Origin of the sequence: Streptomyces sp. TLI_171 (assembly GCF_003610255.1) — a bacterium.
Taxonomy (GTDB): domain Bacteria; phylum Actinomycetota; class Actinomycetes; order Streptomycetales; family Streptomycetaceae; genus Kitasatospora.
In genome coordinates this window covers 2,335,913-2,354,672 of the sequence record NZ_RAPS01000001.1, presented here as the reverse complement: position 1 = coordinate 2,354,672, position 18,760 = coordinate 2,335,913, and the positions used below count along the sequence as shown (strand labels likewise).

At 73.7% G+C, this 18,760-nt stretch carries 17 protein-coding genes; 8 read left to right on the top strand and 9 right to left on the bottom strand.

Annotated elements, in window-relative coordinates:
- Nucleotides 1-354: 354 nt before the first annotated feature.
- Nucleotides 355-1,053, top strand: coding sequence for a bifunctional DNA primase/polymerase (locus BX266_RS10670; RefSeq protein WP_099898805.1), 699 nt, complete (start codon nucleotides 355-357; stop codon nucleotides 1,051-1,053).
- Between the two features lie 109 nt (nucleotides 1,054-1,162).
- On the opposite strand, the gene map is transcribed toward BX266_RS10670, so the two are convergent.
- Entirely contained in the window at nucleotides 1,163-2,008 is an 846-nt protein-coding gene (gene map, locus BX266_RS10665; RefSeq protein WP_399169397.1) for a type I methionyl aminopeptidase, read from the bottom strand.
- 123 nt (nucleotides 2,009-2,131) lie between these two features.
- Between map and BX266_RS10660 the strand changes: the two genes are divergently transcribed.
- A complete protein-coding gene (locus BX266_RS10660) occupies nucleotides 2,132-2,347 on the top strand; it encodes a hypothetical protein (RefSeq protein ID WP_099898803.1) in 216 nt (71 codons plus the stop codon).
- A gap of 18 nt (nucleotides 2,348-2,365) precedes the next feature.
- On the opposite strand, the gene BX266_RS10655 is transcribed toward BX266_RS10660, so the two are convergent.
- Entirely contained in the window at nucleotides 2,366-3,661 is a 1,296-nt protein-coding gene (locus tag BX266_RS10655; protein WP_099898801.1) for an MFS transporter, read from the bottom strand.
- Nucleotides 3,662-3,728: 67 nt separating this feature from the next.
- On the bottom strand, nucleotides 3,729-4,307 hold the full coding sequence (locus tag BX266_RS10650; protein ID WP_099907667.1) for a hypothetical protein: 579 nt from the start codon (nucleotides 4,305-4,307) through the stop codon (nucleotides 3,729-3,731).
- Between the two features lie 47 nt (nucleotides 4,308-4,354).
- Between BX266_RS10650 and npdG the strand changes: the two genes are divergently transcribed.
- Nucleotides 4,355-5,056, top strand: coding sequence for an NADPH-dependent F420 reductase (gene npdG / locus BX266_RS10645; protein ID WP_099898799.1), 702 nt, complete (start codon nucleotides 4,355-4,357; stop codon nucleotides 5,054-5,056).
- 60 nt (nucleotides 5,057-5,116) lie between these two features.
- Nucleotides 5,117-5,311 carry a hypothetical protein gene (locus tag BX266_RS10640; protein ID WP_099898797.1) on the top strand — a complete coding sequence of 65 codons (195 nt, stop codon included), beginning with the start codon at nucleotides 5,117-5,119 and terminating at the stop codon, nucleotides 5,309-5,311.
- On the opposite strand, the gene BX266_RS10635 is transcribed toward BX266_RS10640, so the two are convergent.
- Nucleotides 5,308-6,120 carry a site-2 protease family protein gene (locus tag BX266_RS10635; RefSeq protein ID WP_099898795.1) on the bottom strand — a complete coding sequence of 271 codons (813 nt, stop codon included), beginning with the start codon at nucleotides 6,118-6,120 and terminating at the stop codon, nucleotides 5,308-5,310. The genes BX266_RS10640 and BX266_RS10635 overlap by 4 nt on opposite strands.
- A 158-nt stretch (nucleotides 6,121-6,278) precedes the next feature.
- Here BX266_RS10635 and BX266_RS10630 point away from each other — a divergent pair, with 158 nt between their 5' ends.
- Nucleotides 6,279-9,605 (top strand): BTAD domain-containing putative transcriptional regulator, encoded by a 3,327-nt coding sequence (locus BX266_RS10630; RefSeq protein WP_099898793.1) that lies wholly within the window; start codon nucleotides 6,279-6,281, stop codon nucleotides 9,603-9,605.
- Between the two features lie 22 nt (nucleotides 9,606-9,627).
- Here BX266_RS10630 and BX266_RS10625 read toward each other — a convergent pair whose 3' ends face one another.
- The 3 genes from BX266_RS10625 to panB all read right to left on the bottom strand — a co-directional run bounded on the left by BX266_RS10625 (nucleotide 9,628) and on the right by panB (nucleotide 12,380).
- Nucleotides 9,628-10,446: an ABC transporter permease gene (locus tag BX266_RS10625; protein ID WP_099898791.1), complete on the bottom strand. Its 819-nt coding sequence runs from the start codon at nucleotides 10,444-10,446 to the stop codon at nucleotides 9,628-9,630.
- Nucleotides 10,443-11,423: an ATP-binding cassette domain-containing protein gene (locus BX266_RS10620; RefSeq protein ID WP_099898789.1), complete on the bottom strand. Its 981-nt coding sequence runs from the start codon at nucleotides 11,421-11,423 to the stop codon at nucleotides 10,443-10,445. Before BX266_RS10620 ends, BX266_RS10625 begins: the two co-directional genes overlap by 4 nt.
- 84 nt (nucleotides 11,424-11,507) lie before the next feature.
- Entirely contained in the window at nucleotides 11,508-12,380 is an 873-nt protein-coding gene (panB, locus tag BX266_RS10615; protein WP_099898787.1) for a 3-methyl-2-oxobutanoate hydroxymethyltransferase, read from the bottom strand.
- Nucleotides 12,381-12,593: 213 nt separating this feature from the next.
- Here panB and BX266_RS10610 point away from each other — a divergent pair, with 213 nt between their 5' ends.
- The 3 genes from BX266_RS10610 (at nucleotide 12,594) to BX266_RS10600 (ending at nucleotide 16,021) form a co-directional block, all read left to right on the top strand.
- Nucleotides 12,594-14,207: an MFS transporter gene (locus BX266_RS10610; RefSeq protein ID WP_099898785.1), complete on the top strand. Its 1,614-nt coding sequence runs from the start codon at nucleotides 12,594-12,596 to the stop codon at nucleotides 14,205-14,207.
- Between the two features lie 23 nt (nucleotides 14,208-14,230).
- Entirely contained in the window at nucleotides 14,231-14,872 is a 642-nt protein-coding gene (locus BX266_RS10605; RefSeq protein ID WP_099907665.1) for a TetR/AcrR family transcriptional regulator, read from the top strand.
- Nucleotides 14,873-15,022: 150 nt separating this feature from the next.
- On the top strand, nucleotides 15,023-16,021 hold the full coding sequence (locus BX266_RS10600) for an endonuclease/exonuclease/phosphatase family protein (RefSeq protein WP_099898783.1): 999 nt from the start codon (nucleotides 15,023-15,025) through the stop codon (nucleotides 16,019-16,021).
- Between the two features lies 1 nt (nucleotide 16,022).
- Here the strand turns inward: BX266_RS10600 and BX266_RS10595 are convergent, their stop codons facing one another.
- Complete coding sequence (locus tag BX266_RS10595; protein WP_259464640.1) at nucleotides 16,023-16,796, bottom strand: putative protein N(5)-glutamine methyltransferase; 774 nt, start codon at nucleotides 16,794-16,796, stop codon at nucleotides 16,023-16,025.
- A gap of 176 nt (nucleotides 16,797-16,972) precedes the next feature.
- Nucleotides 16,973-18,715 carry an NAD+ synthase gene (locus tag BX266_RS10590; protein WP_099898779.1) on the bottom strand — a complete coding sequence of 581 codons (1,743 nt, stop codon included), beginning with the start codon at nucleotides 18,713-18,715 and terminating at the stop codon, nucleotides 16,973-16,975.
- Nucleotides 18,716-18,760 lie beyond the last annotated feature (45 nt).

Sequence of the window (18,760 nt, the reverse complement as noted above, 5' to 3'; positions counted from 1 at the left end):
GCGTGGAGCGGGTGTGACGGGAGAGGCATCGCCCCCGGTCATCCGGAGGCCTCCGGGAGCCTTATCCTGCTACGTACGCCCCCGGGGTTCCACCCGGGTCCGCGGGCCCCGTACGGGCCGGGTGGCGCGTGCCGAGGTGCGCCCGCCCGCCGAGTGCAACTCTCGTTCTCCGTACCCGACCCCGGACGTCGGCCGCCCGGAGAACCCGGCGCCGGTCGACGGCAAGACGCCCCCGCGTGGTGCACCGGTTCGGGAAGCAGCGAGCGGCTCCGTGCGTTGGCGTCGGATGTTGCGTCGTGTGGCCGTGCCGTACCTGGCACGGCAGCTCAGGCAGGTGCGGGCGGAAGGGGCCAGATGGAAGCCAGCAGCAGGTGGACGTCCTGGTGGCGGCGGGGCGAGCGGGACGACCGGCCGGACACCGGAGGGGACGCGGCTGCGAGGCTGGATCTGCTGCTGGGGGCGGTCCGGGCGGGGTTCCCGGTGGCGCCGGCGGCGCACCCGGCCGGCCACCGGTGCTCGTGCGACCGGGTCGGCTGTCCGGCCCCGGCCCAGCATCCGGTGTCCTTCGCCTGGCAGTCCCAGGCCACCGTCGACGCCGAACAGTTGGCGCGCTGGCTGTCCCGCGACCCGGAGGCGAACTTCGTCACCGCGACGGGCCGGGCGCACGACGTGCTGGACGTCCCGGCCGAGGCCGGCGTCCTGGCGCTGCAGCGGCTGGAGGCGCAGGGCGTGGGCGGCCCGGTGGCCGCCGTCGGCGAGGACCGCTACCTGTTCTTCACCGCCACCCGGGGCACCCCGCAGGACGAGGACGAGTGGTGGACCAGTGCGCTGGACTCCACCCCCGACACCGTCTCCGAGCACCCGGGCCTGCGCTGGCACTGCCGCGGCTCGTACACCCTGGTCCCGCCGGCCGCGCTGCCGGACGGCTCCCGGGTGCGCTGGCTGCGCGGCCCCGAGCAGCCGCTGCCGGACCCGCTGCGGGTGCTGGACGTGCTGACCGACGCGTGCACCGAGGTCGGCGCGGTCGCCCAGGAGCAGTGGCTGATCGGCTGAGCCGGGGCACCGCCCGCGGCGCGCAGGAACGATAAGGCAGGACGAGTCGGCGGACGGCCCGTCACCCCCGAGCGGGAGTGGCGGGCCGTCCGCGTGCGCTGACGGGGGGTCAGGGCAGCGTGAGGACCTCGGCGCCGTCGGCGGTCACCACCAGGGTGTGCTCGAACTGCGCGGTCCGCTTGCGGTCCTTGGTGACCACCGTCCAGCCGTCCGGCCAGATCTCGTAGTCGTAGGTTCCCAGGGTGAGCATCGGCTCGATGGTGAAGGTCATGCCCGGCTTGATCACCTGGGTGGCCCGGTCGCTGTCGTAGTGCGGGACGATCAGCCCGGAGTGGAACGAGGTGTTGATGCCGTGGCCGGTGAAGTCCCGGACCACGCCGTAGTCGAACCGCTTGGCGTAGGACTCGATCACCCGGCCGATCACGTTGATCTGCCGGCCCGGGCGGACCGCCTTGATCGCCCGGTTCAGCGACTCCTCGGTCCGCTCGACCAGCAGCCGGGACTCCTCGTCCACCTCGCCGCACAGGTAGGTGGCGTTCAGGTCGCCGTGCACGCCGTGGATGAAGGCGGTGGCGTCGATGTTGACGATGTCGCCGTCCTGCAGCACCGTCGAGTCCGGGATGCCGTGGCAGATCACCTCGTTGATCGAGGTGCAGATCGACTTCGGGAACCCCCGGTAGCCGAGGTCGGACGGGTAGGCGCCGTGGTCGCACATGTACGCGTGGGCGACGGCGTCCAGTTCGTCGGTGGTCACGCCGGGGGCGATCAGCTTCGCCGCCTCCGCCATCGCCCGCGCCGCGATCCGGCCGGCGATCCGCATCTTCTCGATGGTCTCCGCGGTCTGCACCTCGGGGCCGGTGTACGGGGTCGGCGCGGGCTTGCCGACGTACTCCGGTCGCGCGATGTGCGCGGGGACCTTGCGGGTGGGGGACTGCGTGCCGGGTACCAGAGCCATGACGGCGAGTGTATCCGCCGCCATCCGCCCGCCCCGGGCCGTGTGCGCGGCCGGGGCGCCGGGAATGATCACCGCAGACCGCCGCGGCCCGGCCGCGGGCCCACCAGGACGGGAGACCAGACGATGGCGTTCGGCCGCAAGCCCACCGGGCAGCCGGGGGAGTGGTTCTACTGCATCAAGCACGGCAAGGTCGAGGAGGGCCCGGAGTGCCCGGCCAAGGACCGGCTCGGCCCGTACGCCACCCGGGAGGAGGCCGCGAAGGCGCTGGAGACCGCCGCTGAGCGGAACCAGGAGTGGCGCGAGGACCCGCGCTGGAACGACGAGGAGCCGAGGAGCTGACCCGGGGCCGACGGGCGGTCAGGAGACCGTCGCGGCCTGCCGCTCGTGCTGGTCGCGGACGGCCAGCGCGTGCGGGTCGGTGCGCGAGTCCCAGGCCAGCAGCTTGGGGATCGCCGCGGTCAGCGCCAGCACGCCCGCGACGCACAGCGCCCCGCCCGCCCAGATCGAGCCCCGCACGCCGATCAGCGCGGCCATGCCGCCGGCCCGCACCTGGCCGAGCTGCGGGCCCACCGAGTAGGACAGCAGCTCCACCCCGGCGAGCCGGCCGCGCAGCTCGTCGGGGATGGACTGGTTCCAGATCGTCGACCGCGCCACCCCGCTGATCTGGTCGGCCCCGCCCGCCAGCGCCAGGAACAGCAGCACCAGCCAGACGTTCCCGGCCAGGCCGGCCAGCGCCATCGCGCCGCCCCAGCCGAGCGCGGCGAACAGCAGCATCCGGCCGTGCCGGTGCACCCGGGCCGTCCAGCCGCCGGTGGCGGCCACCGCCAGCGCGCCGGCCGCGGTGGCGGCGTACAGCAGGCCCAGCGCCCACTCCGCGTCCATCGACGCGGCCAGGAACGGGTAGAGCGCCACCGGGTAGGCGAACAGCATCGCCACCAGGTCGATCGCGTAGGTGCCCAGCAGGTCCTTGCGGCCCCAGGCGTACCGCAGGCCCTGCCCGATGGTGCGCAGCGAGGGCGCCTCGGCGCTCTCCGCCGGCGGGACGGCCCGCATCCGGGAGATCAGCGCCAGTGAGACCAGGAAGGTGAGCAGGTCCAGGGCGTACGCGCTGCGCGCCCCGGCGACTGCGACGACCACGCCCGCCAGCGGCGGGCCGGCCACCGAGGCGACGTTGCGGTACAGCGAGTTCAGGGCGAACGCGGCGGGCAGCCGGTCGTGCGCGACCACCCGCGGGGTCAGCGAGTCCAGCGCCGGGCGCTGCAGGCCGTCCAGCGCCGCGGTCAGCGCCGCGACCAGGTAGATCGGCCACAGCAGGGGGTGCGGCAGCAGCGAGTTGGCCAGCATCAGCGCGGCCAGCAGGGCCAGCCCCGCCTCGCTGAGCAGCACCAGGCGGCGCCGGTCCAGGGCGTCCGCCAGCGCCCCGCCCCACAGGCCGAACACCACCAGCGGGACGAGCTCGAACGCGCCGACCAGGCCCACCGCGAAGGCGGAGCCGGTCAGTTGTTTGATCTGGATCGGCAGCGCCACGAAGGACAGGAAGCTGCCGAAACCGGTGACGCAGCCGGAGGCCCAGAGCAGACGGAAGTCCCGCGACTCGCGCCAGGGCGTGAGATCGGGGAGCAGCTTGCGGAAGAACCGGGCGGTACCTGTCACATGGCCAGATGCTGCGTCACATGGCACCCCGCCGGCAACGGGTTTTCCGGGCCCGGGCCGGCCGCCCTCACCAGCGCAGCACCGGCGAGGCCGTCAGCCGCTCGGCGAGCCGCGCCAGCCGGGAGCGCGGCGGGACGCCGGCGGCCGCCGAACTGACGAGGTGCTGGACCAGCTCGAAGGGCTCCGGCGCGGCCCCCGGCACGGTGAGCCGCTCGTGCGCGAGATCGGTCAGCTCCGGGTCGCCGTCGTCCAGCGCCAGCAGCACCGCCCCCGCCCGGCGGGCGTCGTCCAGCCGCTCCAGCAGCGGCGCGTCGGCCGGCGACGGGGCGACCAGCAGCACCGTCGCGCCGCCGCCCGCCTCCTCCAGCCGCGGCAGCCCGCACGCCAGGTGGTCCGGCGCGCCGGCCGGGACGCTGTGCCGCAGCAGCGTCGGGGCCAGCTCCGGCAGCCCGCAGTACGCGGCCTCGTCACTCAGATGGGCCGCCAGGTGCCACGGTTCGTAGCGCGGGGTGCCGACCAGTAGTAGGCCGCCGGCGCTGCGCCTGGTGACCGAGCCGCGCAGGGTGGCGGCGAACGCACCCGCCCGTTCGGGCCAGCCGGTGCCGGCCAGTGACTGCCGGAGTGCGGAAACTCTCACCGCGTCCATGCGCGACAGCATGCTGCCCGGGCCTGCCGTTTGGCAGGATCTTCGGCATGACGCAACCCGATTCAGTGAACGCGACGGCCGGTCCGGGCCGGACCCTGCCCGACGTCTCCCACCTCGTGGTCGGTGTCCTCGGCGGCACCGGCGACCAGGGCCGCGGCCTCGCCCACCGGCTCGCCAAGGCCGGCCAGCGGGTGGTGATCGGCTCCCGCAGCGCCGAGCGCGCCGAGGCCTGCGCCGCCGAGCTCGGCCTGGGCATCCGCGGCGCCGACAACGCGGCCTGCGCCGCCGACAGCGACGTGGTGATCGTCGCGGTGCCGTGGGACGGCCACGCCGAGACGCTCACCGCGCTGCGCGCCGAGCTCGCCGGGAAGATCGTGGTCGACTGCGTCAACCCGCTGGGCTTCGACAAGCAGGGCGCCTACCCGCTGCAGGTCCCGGAGGGCTCGGCCGCCCAGCAGGCCGCCGCGCTGCTGCCGGACTCCACCGTCACCGCGGCCTTCCACCACCTGTCGGCCGTCCTGCTGCAGGACGAGTCGGTGGAGTCGATCGACACCGACGTGATGGTGCTCGGCGAGGACCGGGCCGCCACCGAGATCGTGCAGGCGCTGGCCTCGGTGATCCCCGGCATGCGCGGCATCTTCGCCGGGCGGCTGCGCAACGCCCACCAGGTCGAGTCGCTGGTGGCGAACCTGATCTCGGTGAACCGGCGCTACAAGGCCCACGCGGGCCTGCGCATCACCGACGTCTGAGCCGACTCCGCCGCACCTGCGAGAATGGCGGGGCACACCGTCAGCACGAGGAGCCCCGCCATGCCCCGCAACGCCCTGTACGCCTCGATCGTCCTCGTCCTCGCGGTGACCGCCGCGGTGGTCTCGTTCGTCGAGGGCAAGTGGTTCGGCGTGGTGTGGATCCTGATGGCGGGAGTGGCCAGCAACATGGCGTGGTACTACGTCCGCAAGGACCGCGCCGAGCAGCGCGCCCGGGCCGCGGCCGAGCGGGGCTAGTTCCAGAAGCGGAACAGCTCGTAGCCGACGCCCATGTAGCGGCCGTCGACGCCGAACAGGTCGAAGATCCGCATCGTCAGGTCGAACAGCCACTGGCCGACCTGGCTCTGCCACACCAGCGCGAACAGCACCAGCATGCCGTAGGGCGCGTACGGGGCGATCGCCCGCCGGGTCTTGTAGGACAGCCAGGGCTCGATGATGCCGTAGCCGTCCAGGCCGGGCACCGGCAGCAGGTTCAGGATCGCCGCGGTCACCTGCAGGTAGGCGAGGAACGCGAGGGCCGACGGCAGCGCCGAGTGCACGTACATGCCGCCGTCGCCGGTGGTGGCCGGCATGTCCGGGTCCTCGAACCAGCCCCCGCCGACCAGCAGCAGCGTGACCACGGCGAAGGCCACGTTCACCAGCGGGCCGGCCGCCGAGATCAGGCTGTGCTTGAGCCGGCCGGAGATCCGGTCCCGCTCGATGTAGACCGCGCCGCCGGGCAGGCCGATGCCGCCCATGATCACGAAGATCACCGGCAGCACGAAGCTCAGCAGGACGTGCCCGTACTTCAGCGGGTTCAGCGTCAGGTAGCCCTTGGCGCCGATGGTGATGTCGCCGCCGTGCAGCGCGGTGCGGGCGTGCGCGTACTCGTGCAGGCAGAGCGAGACCATCCAGCCCGCCACCACGAACAGGAACACGCCGATCCCGGCGTTGCCCCAGCCGGTGCCCAGTGCCCAGCCGGAGGCGACGAAGGTGGCGGCCAGCACCAGGAAGATCGGGCTGACCCGGTTCTCCACGCTGCGCTGACTGGTACTGGCGAAGGTCATGGCGGCTCGGGCTCCGGAGGTGGGACGGCGGGGGCAGGCGTCGATCATGCCGCCCGCGGGGTGCGCCGGACAAGCGGCCCCGGGTGAACGTACGGGAGCGACCGGGCGTTCCGCACGGGTGTGCGCCGACCGCTCGGCGCGTCCCCCAGAATGGGCGGGTGCACTACGGCATCCTCGGCACCACCACCGCCCACCACGACGACGGCACCCCGGTCGCGCTCGGCGGCGCCCGGCTGCGCGCCCTGCTGGCCGCGCTGGCCCTGCGCGAGGGCCGGCCGGTCCCGGCCGAGCTGCTGGCCGACGAGGTGTGGGCGGACGAGCCGCCGCAGGACGCCGCCGCCGCGCTGCAGACGCTGGTCGGGAGGCTGCGCCGGACGGTGGGCCGGGCCGAGATCGGCTCCGGGCCCGCCGGGTACTGGCTGACCGGCGCGCGCACCGACGTCGCGGAGTTCCAGCGGCTGGCCGCCGACGGGGCGCGGGCGCTGGAGGACGGCGACCCGGCGGCCGCCGCCGAGCACCTGAACGCGGCGCTCGCGCTGTGGCGCGGCCCGGCGCTGGCCGACCTGCCGGACCGCACCGGCCCCGCCGCCCGGCTGGAGAGCCGGCACGAGGAGGCCCGCCGGCACCGGCTGGCCGCCGAGCTGGCGCTCGGCCGGGCCGCCGAGGTGACCGCCGAGCTCGCCGAACTCTGCCGCGAGCACCCGCTGGACGAGCAGCTGCACGCGCTGCAGCTGCGCGCCCTGCGGGCCGCGGGCCGCACCGCGGAGGCACTGAACCGCTACGAGGAGGTCCGGCGCATCCTGGCGGATCAGCTCGGCACCGATCCGGGGCCCGAACTGCGCGCCCTGCACCAGGAGTTGCTGACCGCGCAGCCCGCGCCCGCGCCGGCCCGCGCGACCAGGGCCGGCGCGGCCGGCGGGAACCTGCGCCCCGGCCGGACCAGCTTCGTCGGCCGGGACAGCGAACTCGCCACCGTGGCGGGCGCCCTGACGGCGGGCCGGCTCACCACGCTGACCGGGCCGGGCGGCTCCGGCAAGACCCGGCTGTCGGTGGAGGCGGGCCGCCGCGAGCAGGACGCCGAGCGCTGGCCCGGCGGCGTGTGGCAGATCGAGCTGGCCCCGCTGGAGGACCCCGCGGCCGTCCCGGACGCGGTGGCCTCCGCGCTCGGCCTGCGGGAGACGGTGCTGCACACCGGCGGCGCCGTCGCCGAGGCCATCGAGGGCGGCCGCAAGGACCCGGTGCGCCGGGTGGTCGACCACCTCGGCCGGCGCCGGGTCCTGCTGCTGCTCGACAACTGCGAGCACGTCATCCAGGCCGCCGCCGACCTCGCCGACCGGCTGCTCGCCGACTGCCCGGGCGTCACGGTGCTGGCCACCAGCCGCGAGCCGCTGGGCGTCCCGGGCGAGGCGGTGCTGCCGGTCGAGCCGCTGCCCGACCCGTCCGCGCTGCGGCTGCTCGGCGAACGCGGCGCCGCCGCCCGCCCGGACTTCCGCGTCGACCAGGACCCGGCGGCCTGCGCCGAGCTGTGCCGCCGGCTGGACGGCCTGCCACTGGCCATCGAGCTCGCCGCGGCCCGGCTGCGCGGCCTGACGCCGCGCCAGCTCGCCGAGCGGCTGGACTCCCGGTTCGCCCTGCTCACCGCCGGCTCCCGGACGCTGCTGCCGCGCCAGCAGACCCTGCGCGCGGTCGTCGACTGGTCCTGGGACCTGCTCGGCCCGCGCGAGCGCGCCGTGCTGCGCCGGCTGTCGGTGTTCGCCGGCGGCTGCACCCTGGAGGCGGCCGAACAGGTCGTCGCCGACGGCGAGTCGGTGCCCCGCGCGGAGGTCGCCGACCTGCTGCTCTCGCTGGTCGACAAGTCGCTGCTGGTGGCGGGCCTCGGTGAGCAGCCGCGCTACTGGATGCTGGAGACCATCCACGAGTACGCGGCCGAGCGCCTCGCCGAGGCCGCCGAACCCGAGACCGGCCACCGCCACACCGCCTACTACCGGGAGCTCAGCCGCCACGCCTACCTGAACCTGCACGGCCCCGGCCAGCTCGACGAACTCGCCCGCCTCGACCGCGAGCAGGAGAACGTCCGGGCCGCGCTGCGCCGCGCCGTCGACACCGGCGACGAGCAGGAGGGCCTGGCGCTGGCGCTGTCGATGGCCGGCTACTGGATGCTGCGCGACTACCGCACCGAGTCCCGCACCTGGTACGAGGCGGTCGCCGCGCTCGGCCCCGACCCGTATGCCGACGACGCGCCGCCGCCCGTCCCGCTCGCCGCCGGCCCGCTGGACGCACCGCTGCCGATGCCGCCCGACCTGCTCGACGAGGCCCGCCGGCAGCTCGGCCTGCACCGGCTGATCAGCCTGTTCTCCGGCGACATGAGCCTGCTCGACGACTCCGGCGCGCTGGACACCGCCCGCCGGATCCTGGAGACCTACACCCGCGACCTGCCGCAGTCCTACCGGCAGCCGGTGCTCAGCCGGGTGTTCACGGTCTTCCTCACCGGCGAGATGGAGCGCACCCGCGAGGTGATGGACGACGCGGTGGCCGGCGCCCGGGTGCACGGCGGCCCCGGCGACCTGGCCTTCGCCCTGCAGCTGCGCGCCCGGCTGCTCAACGACCTGGCGGGCGGCCTGGAGCAGGCGATCGCCGACAGCGAGGAGGCGCTCGCCCTCTACACCGCGATGGGCGACCGCTGGGGGTGCTCGGACGCGCTGTCCGGCAAGGCCGAGAACGCCACCAAGTCCGGTGACGCCGAGCAGGCCGAGCTGGCCTTCCGGCAGGCCATCGAGCTGAGCATCCAGCTCGGCGCGCACCAGGAGGTGCCGATGCTGCGGGCCCGGCTCGGCGAGGTGGTGGCCGAGCGCGACCCGGAGGCCGGCGAGCGGATGGTCCGCGAGGCGGTCGCCGACGCCGCCTTCGACAGCACCGACGCCGAGGGCGCCCGGCTGTACGGACGCCTGGTGCTGTGCAACCTGGCGGTGACGCGCGGCGACTTCGCCGAGGCGCTCGCGGTGCTCGACGAGCTGCCCGTCGACCCCGGTTACCGGGTCCCGTTCCCGTCGGTGTTCGGCGGCATCGTCACCTGCGTCCGCGGCTGGGTGGTGGCCCGGGCCGGCGACCCGGTCTCCGGCCTGGCGCTGATGCGCACCGGCCGCCGCACCATGACCGAGGTCGAGGGCGGCGCCACCATCTTCGTCGAGCACATGGCGATGATGCTGATGACCCCGATCGCCGGCGCCCTCACCGAGTACGCCCGGCTGCGCGGCGAACCCGCCGCCGCCCGCCGCGCCGCCGAACTGCTCGGCGCCCACAACGGACTCAGCGGCACCCCCGGGTCCTTCATGGAGCGCGCCGAGTACACCCGGTGCGCCCGGCTGCTGCGCGACCTGCTCGGCGCCGAGGACTACGCGGCCTCGTACGAACAGGGCGGACGCCTCACCTTGCGTGAGGCGTCCGCCCTGATGAACGATCCCGGCTCGTTCGGGGCCGCGGACTGACGCACCGTCGGGCGCCGGGCCGTCAGGTGCGCTTGCGGAAGCGGGCCACCGCCATCGGCGCGGTCACCACGGTGATCGCCGCCGACCAGATCAGCACCGTCACCACCGAGCTGCCGACCGGCGTGCCGTTGATCAGGGCGCGGCAGGCGTCGGCCAGCGCCGACAGCGGGTTGTGCTTGGTGAACGCCTGCAGCCAGCCGGGCATGGTGGTCGGGTTGGCGAAGATCGAGCTGCCGAACTGCAGCGGCATCATCACCAGCATCGACATGCCCTGCACCGCCTGCGCGCTGCGCAGCGACATGCCCAGCAGCATCGACACCCACATCAGCGAGGCGCCGAACACCAGCGACAGGCCGACCGCGCCCAGCAGGTTCAGGAAGCCGCCCTGGATGTCCATGCCGAGGATCATCGCGAAGCCGATCAGCACGGTGAAGGCGACCAGCGCCCGCAGCGTCTCGGCGATCATCTTCGACAGCAGCACCGCCGACCGCCCGATCGGCAGGGTGCGGAATCGGTCCATCACCCCGGTCTGGAAGTCGGTGTTCAGGCCGGTGCCCAGCGCCATCGCCAGGTTCAGGCCGGTGGTGCCGAGCAGGCCGGGCACCATGTACTGCATGTACTCGTGCTGGTTGCCGGCCATCGCGCCGCCGAACACGTAGACGAACAGCACGATCATGATGACCGGGATCAGCAGCGCGTCCAGCATCGACTCCGGGTCGGCCTTGATCCGCATCAGGTTGCGGCGGGTCAGCGCGCCCAGGTGGCGCAGGTTGGCGCGCAGCCCGATCCGGGTGTCGTCGGAGGCGATCGCGGGCGCGGCGGTCAGGGTGGCGGTGCTCATGCGACAGGCTCCTTGTGACGGGTCTGGGCGGCGACGGCGGACTTGCCGGTGATGGTCAGGAACACCTCGTCCAGGCTGGGCAGCTTGGTGTCGATGCCGGCGATCCCGAACCCCCGGGTGCCCAGCACCCCGATCACGGTGGTCAGTTGCTCGTCGTCGGTCAGGTGCACGGAGAGCAGCTCGGACTCGTCCGAGAACGTCGCCGGGATGCCCGCCTCCTGCAGGCAGCGCGCCATCTCCGGGAGCTCCGCCGGGTGCAGCGGCCGCACCTGCAGGCTCTTGCCGCCGACCTGGGCCTTCAGCTCCTGGACGCCGCCGTTGGCGATCACCCGGCCCTTGTCGATCACGGTCAGCTCGTGGGCGAGCTGCTCCGCCTCCTCCATGTACTGGGTGGTCAGCAGCACCGTCGAGCCCTCGCCGACCATCCGCTGCACCTCGTCCCACACCTCGTTGCGGGTGCGCGGGTCCAGGCCGGTGGTGGGCTCGTCCAGGTACAGCACCTTGGGCCGGCCGATCATCGAGGCCGCCAGGTCCAGGCGGCGCCGCATGCCGCCCGAGTAGCCCTTGGCCGGGCGCTTGGCCGCGTCGGTCAGCGAGAAGCGCTCCAGCAGCTCGGCGGCGCGGGCCTTGGCGTCCTTGGACGAGAGGTCCAGCAGGCGGCCGATCAGGTACAGGTTCTCGTAGCCGGACAGCAGCTCGTCCACCGAGGCGTACTGGCCGGTCAGGCCGATGGTCCGGCGCAGCTGCTTGGGCTGGCGCAGCACGTCGTAGCCGCCGACGAACGCCGTGCCCGCGTCGGGCTTGATCAGCGTCGACAGCACCCGCACCAGGGTGGTCTTGCCGGCCCCGTTCGGCCCGAGGAGTCCGAGCACCGTCCCCTCGCGCACCGCCAGGTCGACCCCGTCCAGGGCCTTGGTCTCCCCGTAGTGCTTCACGATGCCGTGGACCTCCACGGCGTTCCGCTCGATTCGTGTCATGGGAACACCGTGCCGGGCCCGGCTGTCACACCGCTGTCAGCCTGCTGTCAGAGCCGCTGACAGCGGTGCGAGGGGCCGCGTGGGTCAGCTGAAGCTGTGCTCCGGGCCGGGGAAGGAGCCGTCGCGGACGTCGGCGGCGAACTCGGTGGCGGCCTGCGCGAGGGTGGCGCGGAGGTTGGCGTACTGCTTGACGAACTTGGGGACGCGGCCGGCCGTCATGCCGGCGAAGTCGGTCCACACCAGGACCTGCGCGTCGGTGCCGTTGCCCCCGCCGATGCCGACGGTGGGGATCGCGGAGTGCTCGGTGACCTGGGTGGCCAGGTCGGCGGGGACGGCCTCCAGGACGACGGCGAAGGCGCCGGCCTGCTGGACGGCCTTGGCGTCGCGGAGCAGCTGGTGGGCCGCCTCGTCGCCGCGGCCCTGGACGGGGTAGCCGCCGAAGGCGTGCACGGACTGCGGGGTGAGGCCGATGTGCGCCATCACCGGGATGCCGGCGTCGACCAGGAGCTCGATGGTGCGGGCGCTGCGCTCGCCGCCCTCCAGCTTGACGGCCTGCACGCCGGCCTCCTTCATCAGGCGGGCGGCGTTGTGCATGGCCTGGGAGGGCGACTCCTGGTACGAGCCGAACGGCAGGTCGGCGACGACGAGTGCGCGCTGGGTGCCGCGGACGACGGCGGCGGAGAGCATCACCATCTGGTCCATGGTCACCGGCACGGTGGTCTCGTAGCCGAGGTGGCAGTTGCCCGCCGAGTCGCCGACCAGCAGGACGGGGATGCCGGCCTCGTCGAAGACCCCGGCGGTGAGCGCGTCGTACGCGGTGAGCATCGCCCAACGCTCGCCGTTGCGCTTGGCCTTGGCCAGGTCGCGGACGGTCACGCGGCGGTTGGTGACGCCGCCGTAGAGGGTGTTGGCGGGCGCGTCCTGCGTCTGGGCAGGCTGAAGCGGAGAGGCGTTCATCGAACAGACTCCTGGTGTGTGTCGTCTCGTGGCGCCGTGCGGCGTCCCCGGATCTGGCTCCATGCTTGCACGCCGTGCGCCGTGCGCAAAGAGTCGGGAGTCCCGTGGTGTCGGGGCGGCTCCCGCGGGCCCTTGGGAAGGTCTTTACCCGCCTTTACCGGACCGTTGCGATACGGGACCGTCTCGTATCGAAAAGAGGTCTAGGCTGTTCGTATGACCTCGCCCGCTCCCCTCCAGGCACCCCGGGTGCCGGAATCCGTGCACCGCCGACGCTGGTGGATCCTGGGCACCCTGGTGCTCGCCCTGCTGGTCGTCGTGCTCGACAACTCGATCCTCAACGTGGCGATGAAGACCATCGCCACCCCCGCCCCGGTGGGCCTCGGCGCGAGCCAGAGCGACCTGGAATGGGCGATCAACTCCTACACCCTGGTCTTCGCCGGACTGCTGTTCACCGCCGGCCTGCTCGGCGACCGGTTCGGCCGCAAGTGGACGCTGCTGGCCGGCATGCTGGTCTTCGGCCTCGGCTCGCTGCTGTCCGCGCTGGCCGCCAGCCCCGGCGAACTGATCGGCTACCGCGCCGTGATGGGCCTCGGCGGCGCCTTCGTGATGCCCGCCACGCTGGCCATCATCATGAACGTCTTCGAGCGGCACGAGCAGCCCAAGGCGATCGGCATCTGGGCCGGCGCGGTCGGCCTGGCCATCGCCATCGGCCCGATCACCGGCGGCCTGCTGATCGAGCACTTCTGGTGGGGCTCGGTGTTCCTGGTGAACGTCCCGATCGTGATCGTGGCGCTCGGCCTGATGGGCTGGCTGGTCCCCGACTCCAAGGACCCCAGGCCGGGCAAGCTCGACCCGATCGGCGTGCTGCTGTCCATCGTCGGCCTGGTGGCGCTGATCTACGGCATCATCAAGGGCGGCGAGCTGGCCGACTTCACCGACCCGAAGGCCTGGGTCCCCACCCTGGTCGGCGTGCTCGCGCTGGTCGCCTTCGTGCTCTTCGAGAAGCACAGCCGGCACCCGGCGCTGGACGTCAGCTGGTTCCGCAACAGGGTGTTCTCGGCGTCCATCGGCGTGGTCGGCATCGTGTTCTTCGCGCTGATGGGCGTCTCGTTCTTCGGCGTGTTCTACACCCAGAGCGTGCGCGGCTACAGCGCCCTGGAGGCCGGCGAGCTGATGCTGCCGCTGGCCGTCGCCCAGCTGGTCTTCGCACCGCGGGCCCGGCTGGTGGTCGACCGCTTCGGCGTCCGGCTGACCTGCGCCGGCGGCATGCTGCTGGTCACCCTCGGCTTCCTCGGCTACGCCTTCCTCACCGCGACCAGCCCGATCTGGCTGCTGATCGTGCTCGGCTTCGTGATGGGCGCCGGCATGGCGCACGTGATGCCGCCGGTGACCGTCGCCATCATGGGCTCGCTGCCGCGCGAGAAGGCCGGTGCGGGTTCCGCGCTGAACAACACCTTCCGCCAGGTCGGCGGCTCGCTCGGCATCGCGGTGCTCGGCGCGCTGCTGTCCACCGTGTACCGCAACGGCATGGAGGACCACCTCGCCGCGGTGCCCGCCCCGGTCCGCGACCGGGCCGGCGAGTCGATCGAGTCCACCCTCGGGGTGGCCGAGCGGCTGCAGCTGCCCGCCCTGGTCGACCCGGCCAAGGACGCCTTCATCACCGCCATGCACGTGGTCTCCGGCGTCTCGGCCGGCGTCACCGTGCTGGGCGCGGTGCTCGCGCTGCTCCTGCTGCCCGGCAAGGTCGCCGCACCCGGCGGGCCCGGCGCCCCGGCGGCCGGCGCCCAGGGCCGGACGGACTCCGGCGCGAGCCCAGCCAAGGTGTGATCCGGAGGGTGGAGAATATGGCCATGACGAGCGCCGACACTCCGCCACAGCCGTGCCACGGCCCCGCCGGGGAGCAGGACGCTCCGCGGCGGGGCCGCCCGCGCAGCGAGGCCGCCGAACAGGCGATCTACGGGGCCGTGGAGAAGCTGATGGAGGACGGCCTCGGCCTGTCCGAGCTGTCCATCGAGCGGATCGCGGCCGAGGCGGGCGTCGGCAAGGCCACCATCTACCGGCGCTGGCCCAACAAGGAGGCCCTGCTGGTCGACGTGGTGGCCCGGCTGGAGGAGCCGCCGCCCCCGATGACCGGCCCGACCTACCGGGACGACCTGATCAACGCCGTCGACTACATGCGCCGGCGCGGCCTGCTCAAGCGCTCCCGATGGGTCGTCAGGTCCGCACTGGGCCAGATGAACAGCTGGCCGGAACTGAAGCAGACCTACCACGAACGGGTGGTCCACCCGCGCCGCGCGATGATCCGCGAGATCGTCCGGCGCGGCGTCGAGGCCGGCGAGCTCCGCTCCGACCTGGACGTCGAGCTGCTCTGCGAGATGCTGATCGGACCGATCCTGGTGCGCACCGTCCTGTGGGACGACGCCCCGCTGGAGGACCCCGACCTGCCCCGCCAGATGGTCGACGCCGCACTGCAGGGCATCGCCGCCGGGTAGCCGCCCCGCTCGCCCCGTCCGGCCCAGGCGTGGAACTTTCCGGGCGCTTCCCCGCGTCCATCCCGTCATAGGCTGAGCCGAGAATCGGATCGGTGCAGGTCGGGAACGGGGTCGGCGGTCGCCGACCGGGTACGGCGGCAAGGAGCGGGCATGGTGCGGGCGGACGGCCCGGCGGTACTGGCGGACGAACAGGCCGAGACCCGACGGGAGAAGCTGCGCCGCTGGCTCGACCTGCGGCGGGCGTGGCCGCTCACCCTGCTCGGCCTGCTGGTCACCCTGCTGCTGGTGTTCCACGCCCAGGTGCCCAACACCGTCGGCAACCTCGGCAGCCTGCTGGAGACCTTCCTGCCCTGGCTGGGCGTGACCGTCCCGGTGCTGCTGGGCCTCGCGCTCTGGCGCCGCGCCGGGATCGCCGTGCTGGCGGCGCTGCTGCCCGCCGCGGTCTGGCTGAACCTGTTCGGCGCGCTGCTGGTCGACAAGAGCAGCGGCCCCGGCGACTTCACCGTGCTCACCCACAACGTGGCCGCCGCCAACGACGACCCGCAGGGCACCATCCGGATGCTCACCTCCTCCGGCGCGGAGATCGTCGCCCTGGAGGAGGTGTCGGCCGCCGCCGCACCGGTCTACACCGCCGGGCTGGCCGCGGCCTACCCGTACCACGCGGTCGAGGGCACCGTCGGCCTCTGGTCGACCTACCCGATCGACGGGATCACCGTGGTCGACATCAAGATGGGCTGGACCAGGGCGTTCCGCGCCGAGGTCACCACCCCCAAGGGCCCGCTCGCCGTGTACGTCGCCCACCTGCCCTCGGTCCGGGTCAAGTTCGACAGCGGCTTCACCGCGGGCCGGCGCGACGTCAGCGCGCAGGCCCTCGGCGACGCCATCGAGCACGAGCCGCTGCGCAAGGTGCTGGTGCTCGGCGACCTCAACGGCACCATGAACGACCGCAGCCTGGCCCCGATCACCTCGCAGCTGCGCTCCGCCCAGGGCGCGGCCGGCGACGGGTTCGGCTTCTCCTGGCCGGCCTCCTTCCCGCTGGCCCGGATCGACCAGATCCTCAGCAAGGGCGGCCTGGTCCCCACCGACTCCCGGACCCTGCCGGCGGACGCCAGCGACCACCTCGCGGTGGCCGCCGACTACCGCTACTGAGTCACCGGCTGCCGACCACCACGGTGGCGTCCAGCTCCTCGTCCTCGGCGACCACCGGCGTCAGACCCTGATCCGCCATCAGCCCGGCCGTCGCCGCGGCCTGCCGCCCGCTGGTCTCGATCAGCAGCCGCCCGCCGGGCGCCAGCCAGCGCGGCGCGGCCGCCGCCACCCGGCGCTGCACCGCCAGGCCGTCGGCGCCGCCGTCCAGCGCGGCGGCCGGCTCGTGGTCGCGGGCCTCCGGCGGCAGCAGCGGGATCTCCCCGGTGGGCACGTACGGGGCGTTGGCCAGCAGCAGGTCGACCCGGCCGCGCAGCGACCGCGGCAGCGGGGCGTCCAGGTCCCCGAGGTGCACGACGCCGCCGTACGGGGCCAGGTTGCGGCGGGCGCAGTCCACCGCCGCCGGGTCGACGTCGGCGGCGTGCAGCTCGATGCCGCCGCCCAGCCGGGCGGCCAGCGCCGCGCCGATCGCGCCGGATCCGCAGCACAGGTCGAGCACCACCGAACGGGGACCGCCCAGCGCGGCCGCCCGCGCGACCAGGAACTCGCTGCGCCGGCGCGGCACGAACACCCCGGGAGCGACCGCGATGCGCAGCCCGGCGAACTCGGCGAAGCCCACCACCTGCTCCAGCGGGTGCCCCGCACAGCGGAGTTCGATCATCTCGGTGAGCTGCGCCGGATGCTCGGCGGCGGCCAGCAGCAGCCGGGCCTCGTCCTCGGCGAAGACGCACCCGGCCGCGCGCAGCCGGTCGACGACATGGGGAGGGGGGAGTGACACGGGTACCTCTCGAAGAGCCTTGCGGGCTCCCCGCCCGGTCAGGCCGCGGCGACCTGGCGGCGGGGGAGCACCTCGACGACCTGCACGGTGATCTCTCCCACCTCCTCGGTCCGGCGCGCCGTCCATGATCGGGCGCGTGCTGCGGCGCTCACCCTAACCCCCTCCGGCGGCCGGTGTCAGCCCTGCCGCCAGCGGTTGGTGATGGGCAGCCGGCGGTCGCGGCCGAAGTTCTTCGGCGAGACCTTCGGGCCCGGCGGGTACTGCCGGCGCTTGTACTCGGCCAGGTCGACCAGCCGCACCACCCGGTCCACCACCTCGGCCGGGTAGCCCTCGGCGACGATCGCGTCCCGGCCCTGGTCGCCCTCCACGTAGCGGTTCAGCACCGCGTCCAGCAGGTCGTAGTCGGGCAGCGAGTCGGTGTCCTTCTGGTCCGGCCGCAGCTCCGCGGACGGCGGCTTGGAGATGGTGTTCTCCGGGATCGGCGGGACCTCGCCGCGCGCCTCGGCCTGCGCGTTGCGCCAGCGCGCCAGCTGGAAGATCAGCGTCTTGTAGACGTCCTTGATCGGCCCGTACGCGCCCACCGAGTCGCCGTACAGCGTGGAGTAGCCGACCGCCAGCTCGCTCTTGTTGCCCGGCGCGAGGACGAGCTGGCCCTCCTGGTTGGAGATCGCCATCAGCAGGGTGCCGCGCAGCCGGGACTGCAGGTTCTCCTCGGCCAGGCCGGTCAGCTCGGTGGCGCCCATGTAGGCGTCGAACATCGGGGCGATCGACACCGTGCGGAAGTGCAGTCCGGTCCGGCGGGCCAGTTCGGCGGCGTCGTCGCGGGAGTGCTGCGAGGAGTACTGCGAGGGCATCGAGACGCCGTACACGTTCTCCGCGCCGATCGCGTCCACCGCGATCGCCGCCACCAGCGCCGAGTCGATACCGCCGGACAGGCCGATCAGCACCGAGCGCATGCCGTTCTTGCGGACGTACGCCCGGGTGCCCTCGACCAGCGCCGCGTACACCTCGGCCTCGTCGTCCAGCCGCTCGCCGACCTGCGGGCGGATCGGCTCGGGCTGCTCCTTGGGCGCGCCGCCGAGGTCGACCCTGGTCAGCCGCAGGCCGTCGGCGAGCACCGCGCCGTCCGGCAGGGCGTCCGGGTCGGCGGCCGGCAGGTCGAGGTCGACCACCAGCAGCGCCTCCTCGAACTGCGGGCCGCGGGACAGCAGTTCGCCGTCCGCGGTGACGATCAGCGACTCCCCGTCGAAGACCAGCTCGTCCTGCGCTCCGACCATGTTCAGGTACACCAGCGGGCAGCCCGCCTCGGCGGCCCGGCGCCGCACCAGCTCCAGGCGGACGTCGTCCTTGTCGCGCTCGTACGGCGAGCCGTTGATCGACAGCAGCAGGCCCGCACCGGCCTGGCCGGTGGCGGTGACCCGGCCGCCCTCCTGCCAGATGTCCTCGCAGATCGCCAGCGCGACGTCCACGCCGTGCAGCCGCAGGACCGTCAGCTGGTCGCCCGGGACGAAGTAGCGGTACTCGTCGAAGACGCCGTAGTTCGGCAGGAAGTGCTTGGCGAACCGGGTCACCACCTCACCGCCGCGCAGCACCGCCGCGCAGTTCTGCGGCCGGCCCGCGTACTTCGTCCCCGGCTCGCCGCGGCCCAGGTAGCCGACCAGCACCGGGATGTCGCCCAGCCCCTCGGCGGCCAGCTTCCCCGCCAGCTCCACCAGGCTCCGGCGGGAGCCCTCCACGAAGGAGCCGCGGAAGGCGAGGTCCTCCACCGGGTAGCCGGTCAGGGCCATCTCCGGGAACGCGATCAGGTCCGCGCCGGACTCGGCGGCCCGCTTGGACCAGCGCAGCACCTCCTCGCTGTTGCGGGCGAGGTCACCGACCCAGGGGTCGATCTGGCACAGGGCGAGACGCAGATTCGGCATGCCCCCGAGTGTAATCGTCTAACTGACGCTATGTCGCGGGGGTGC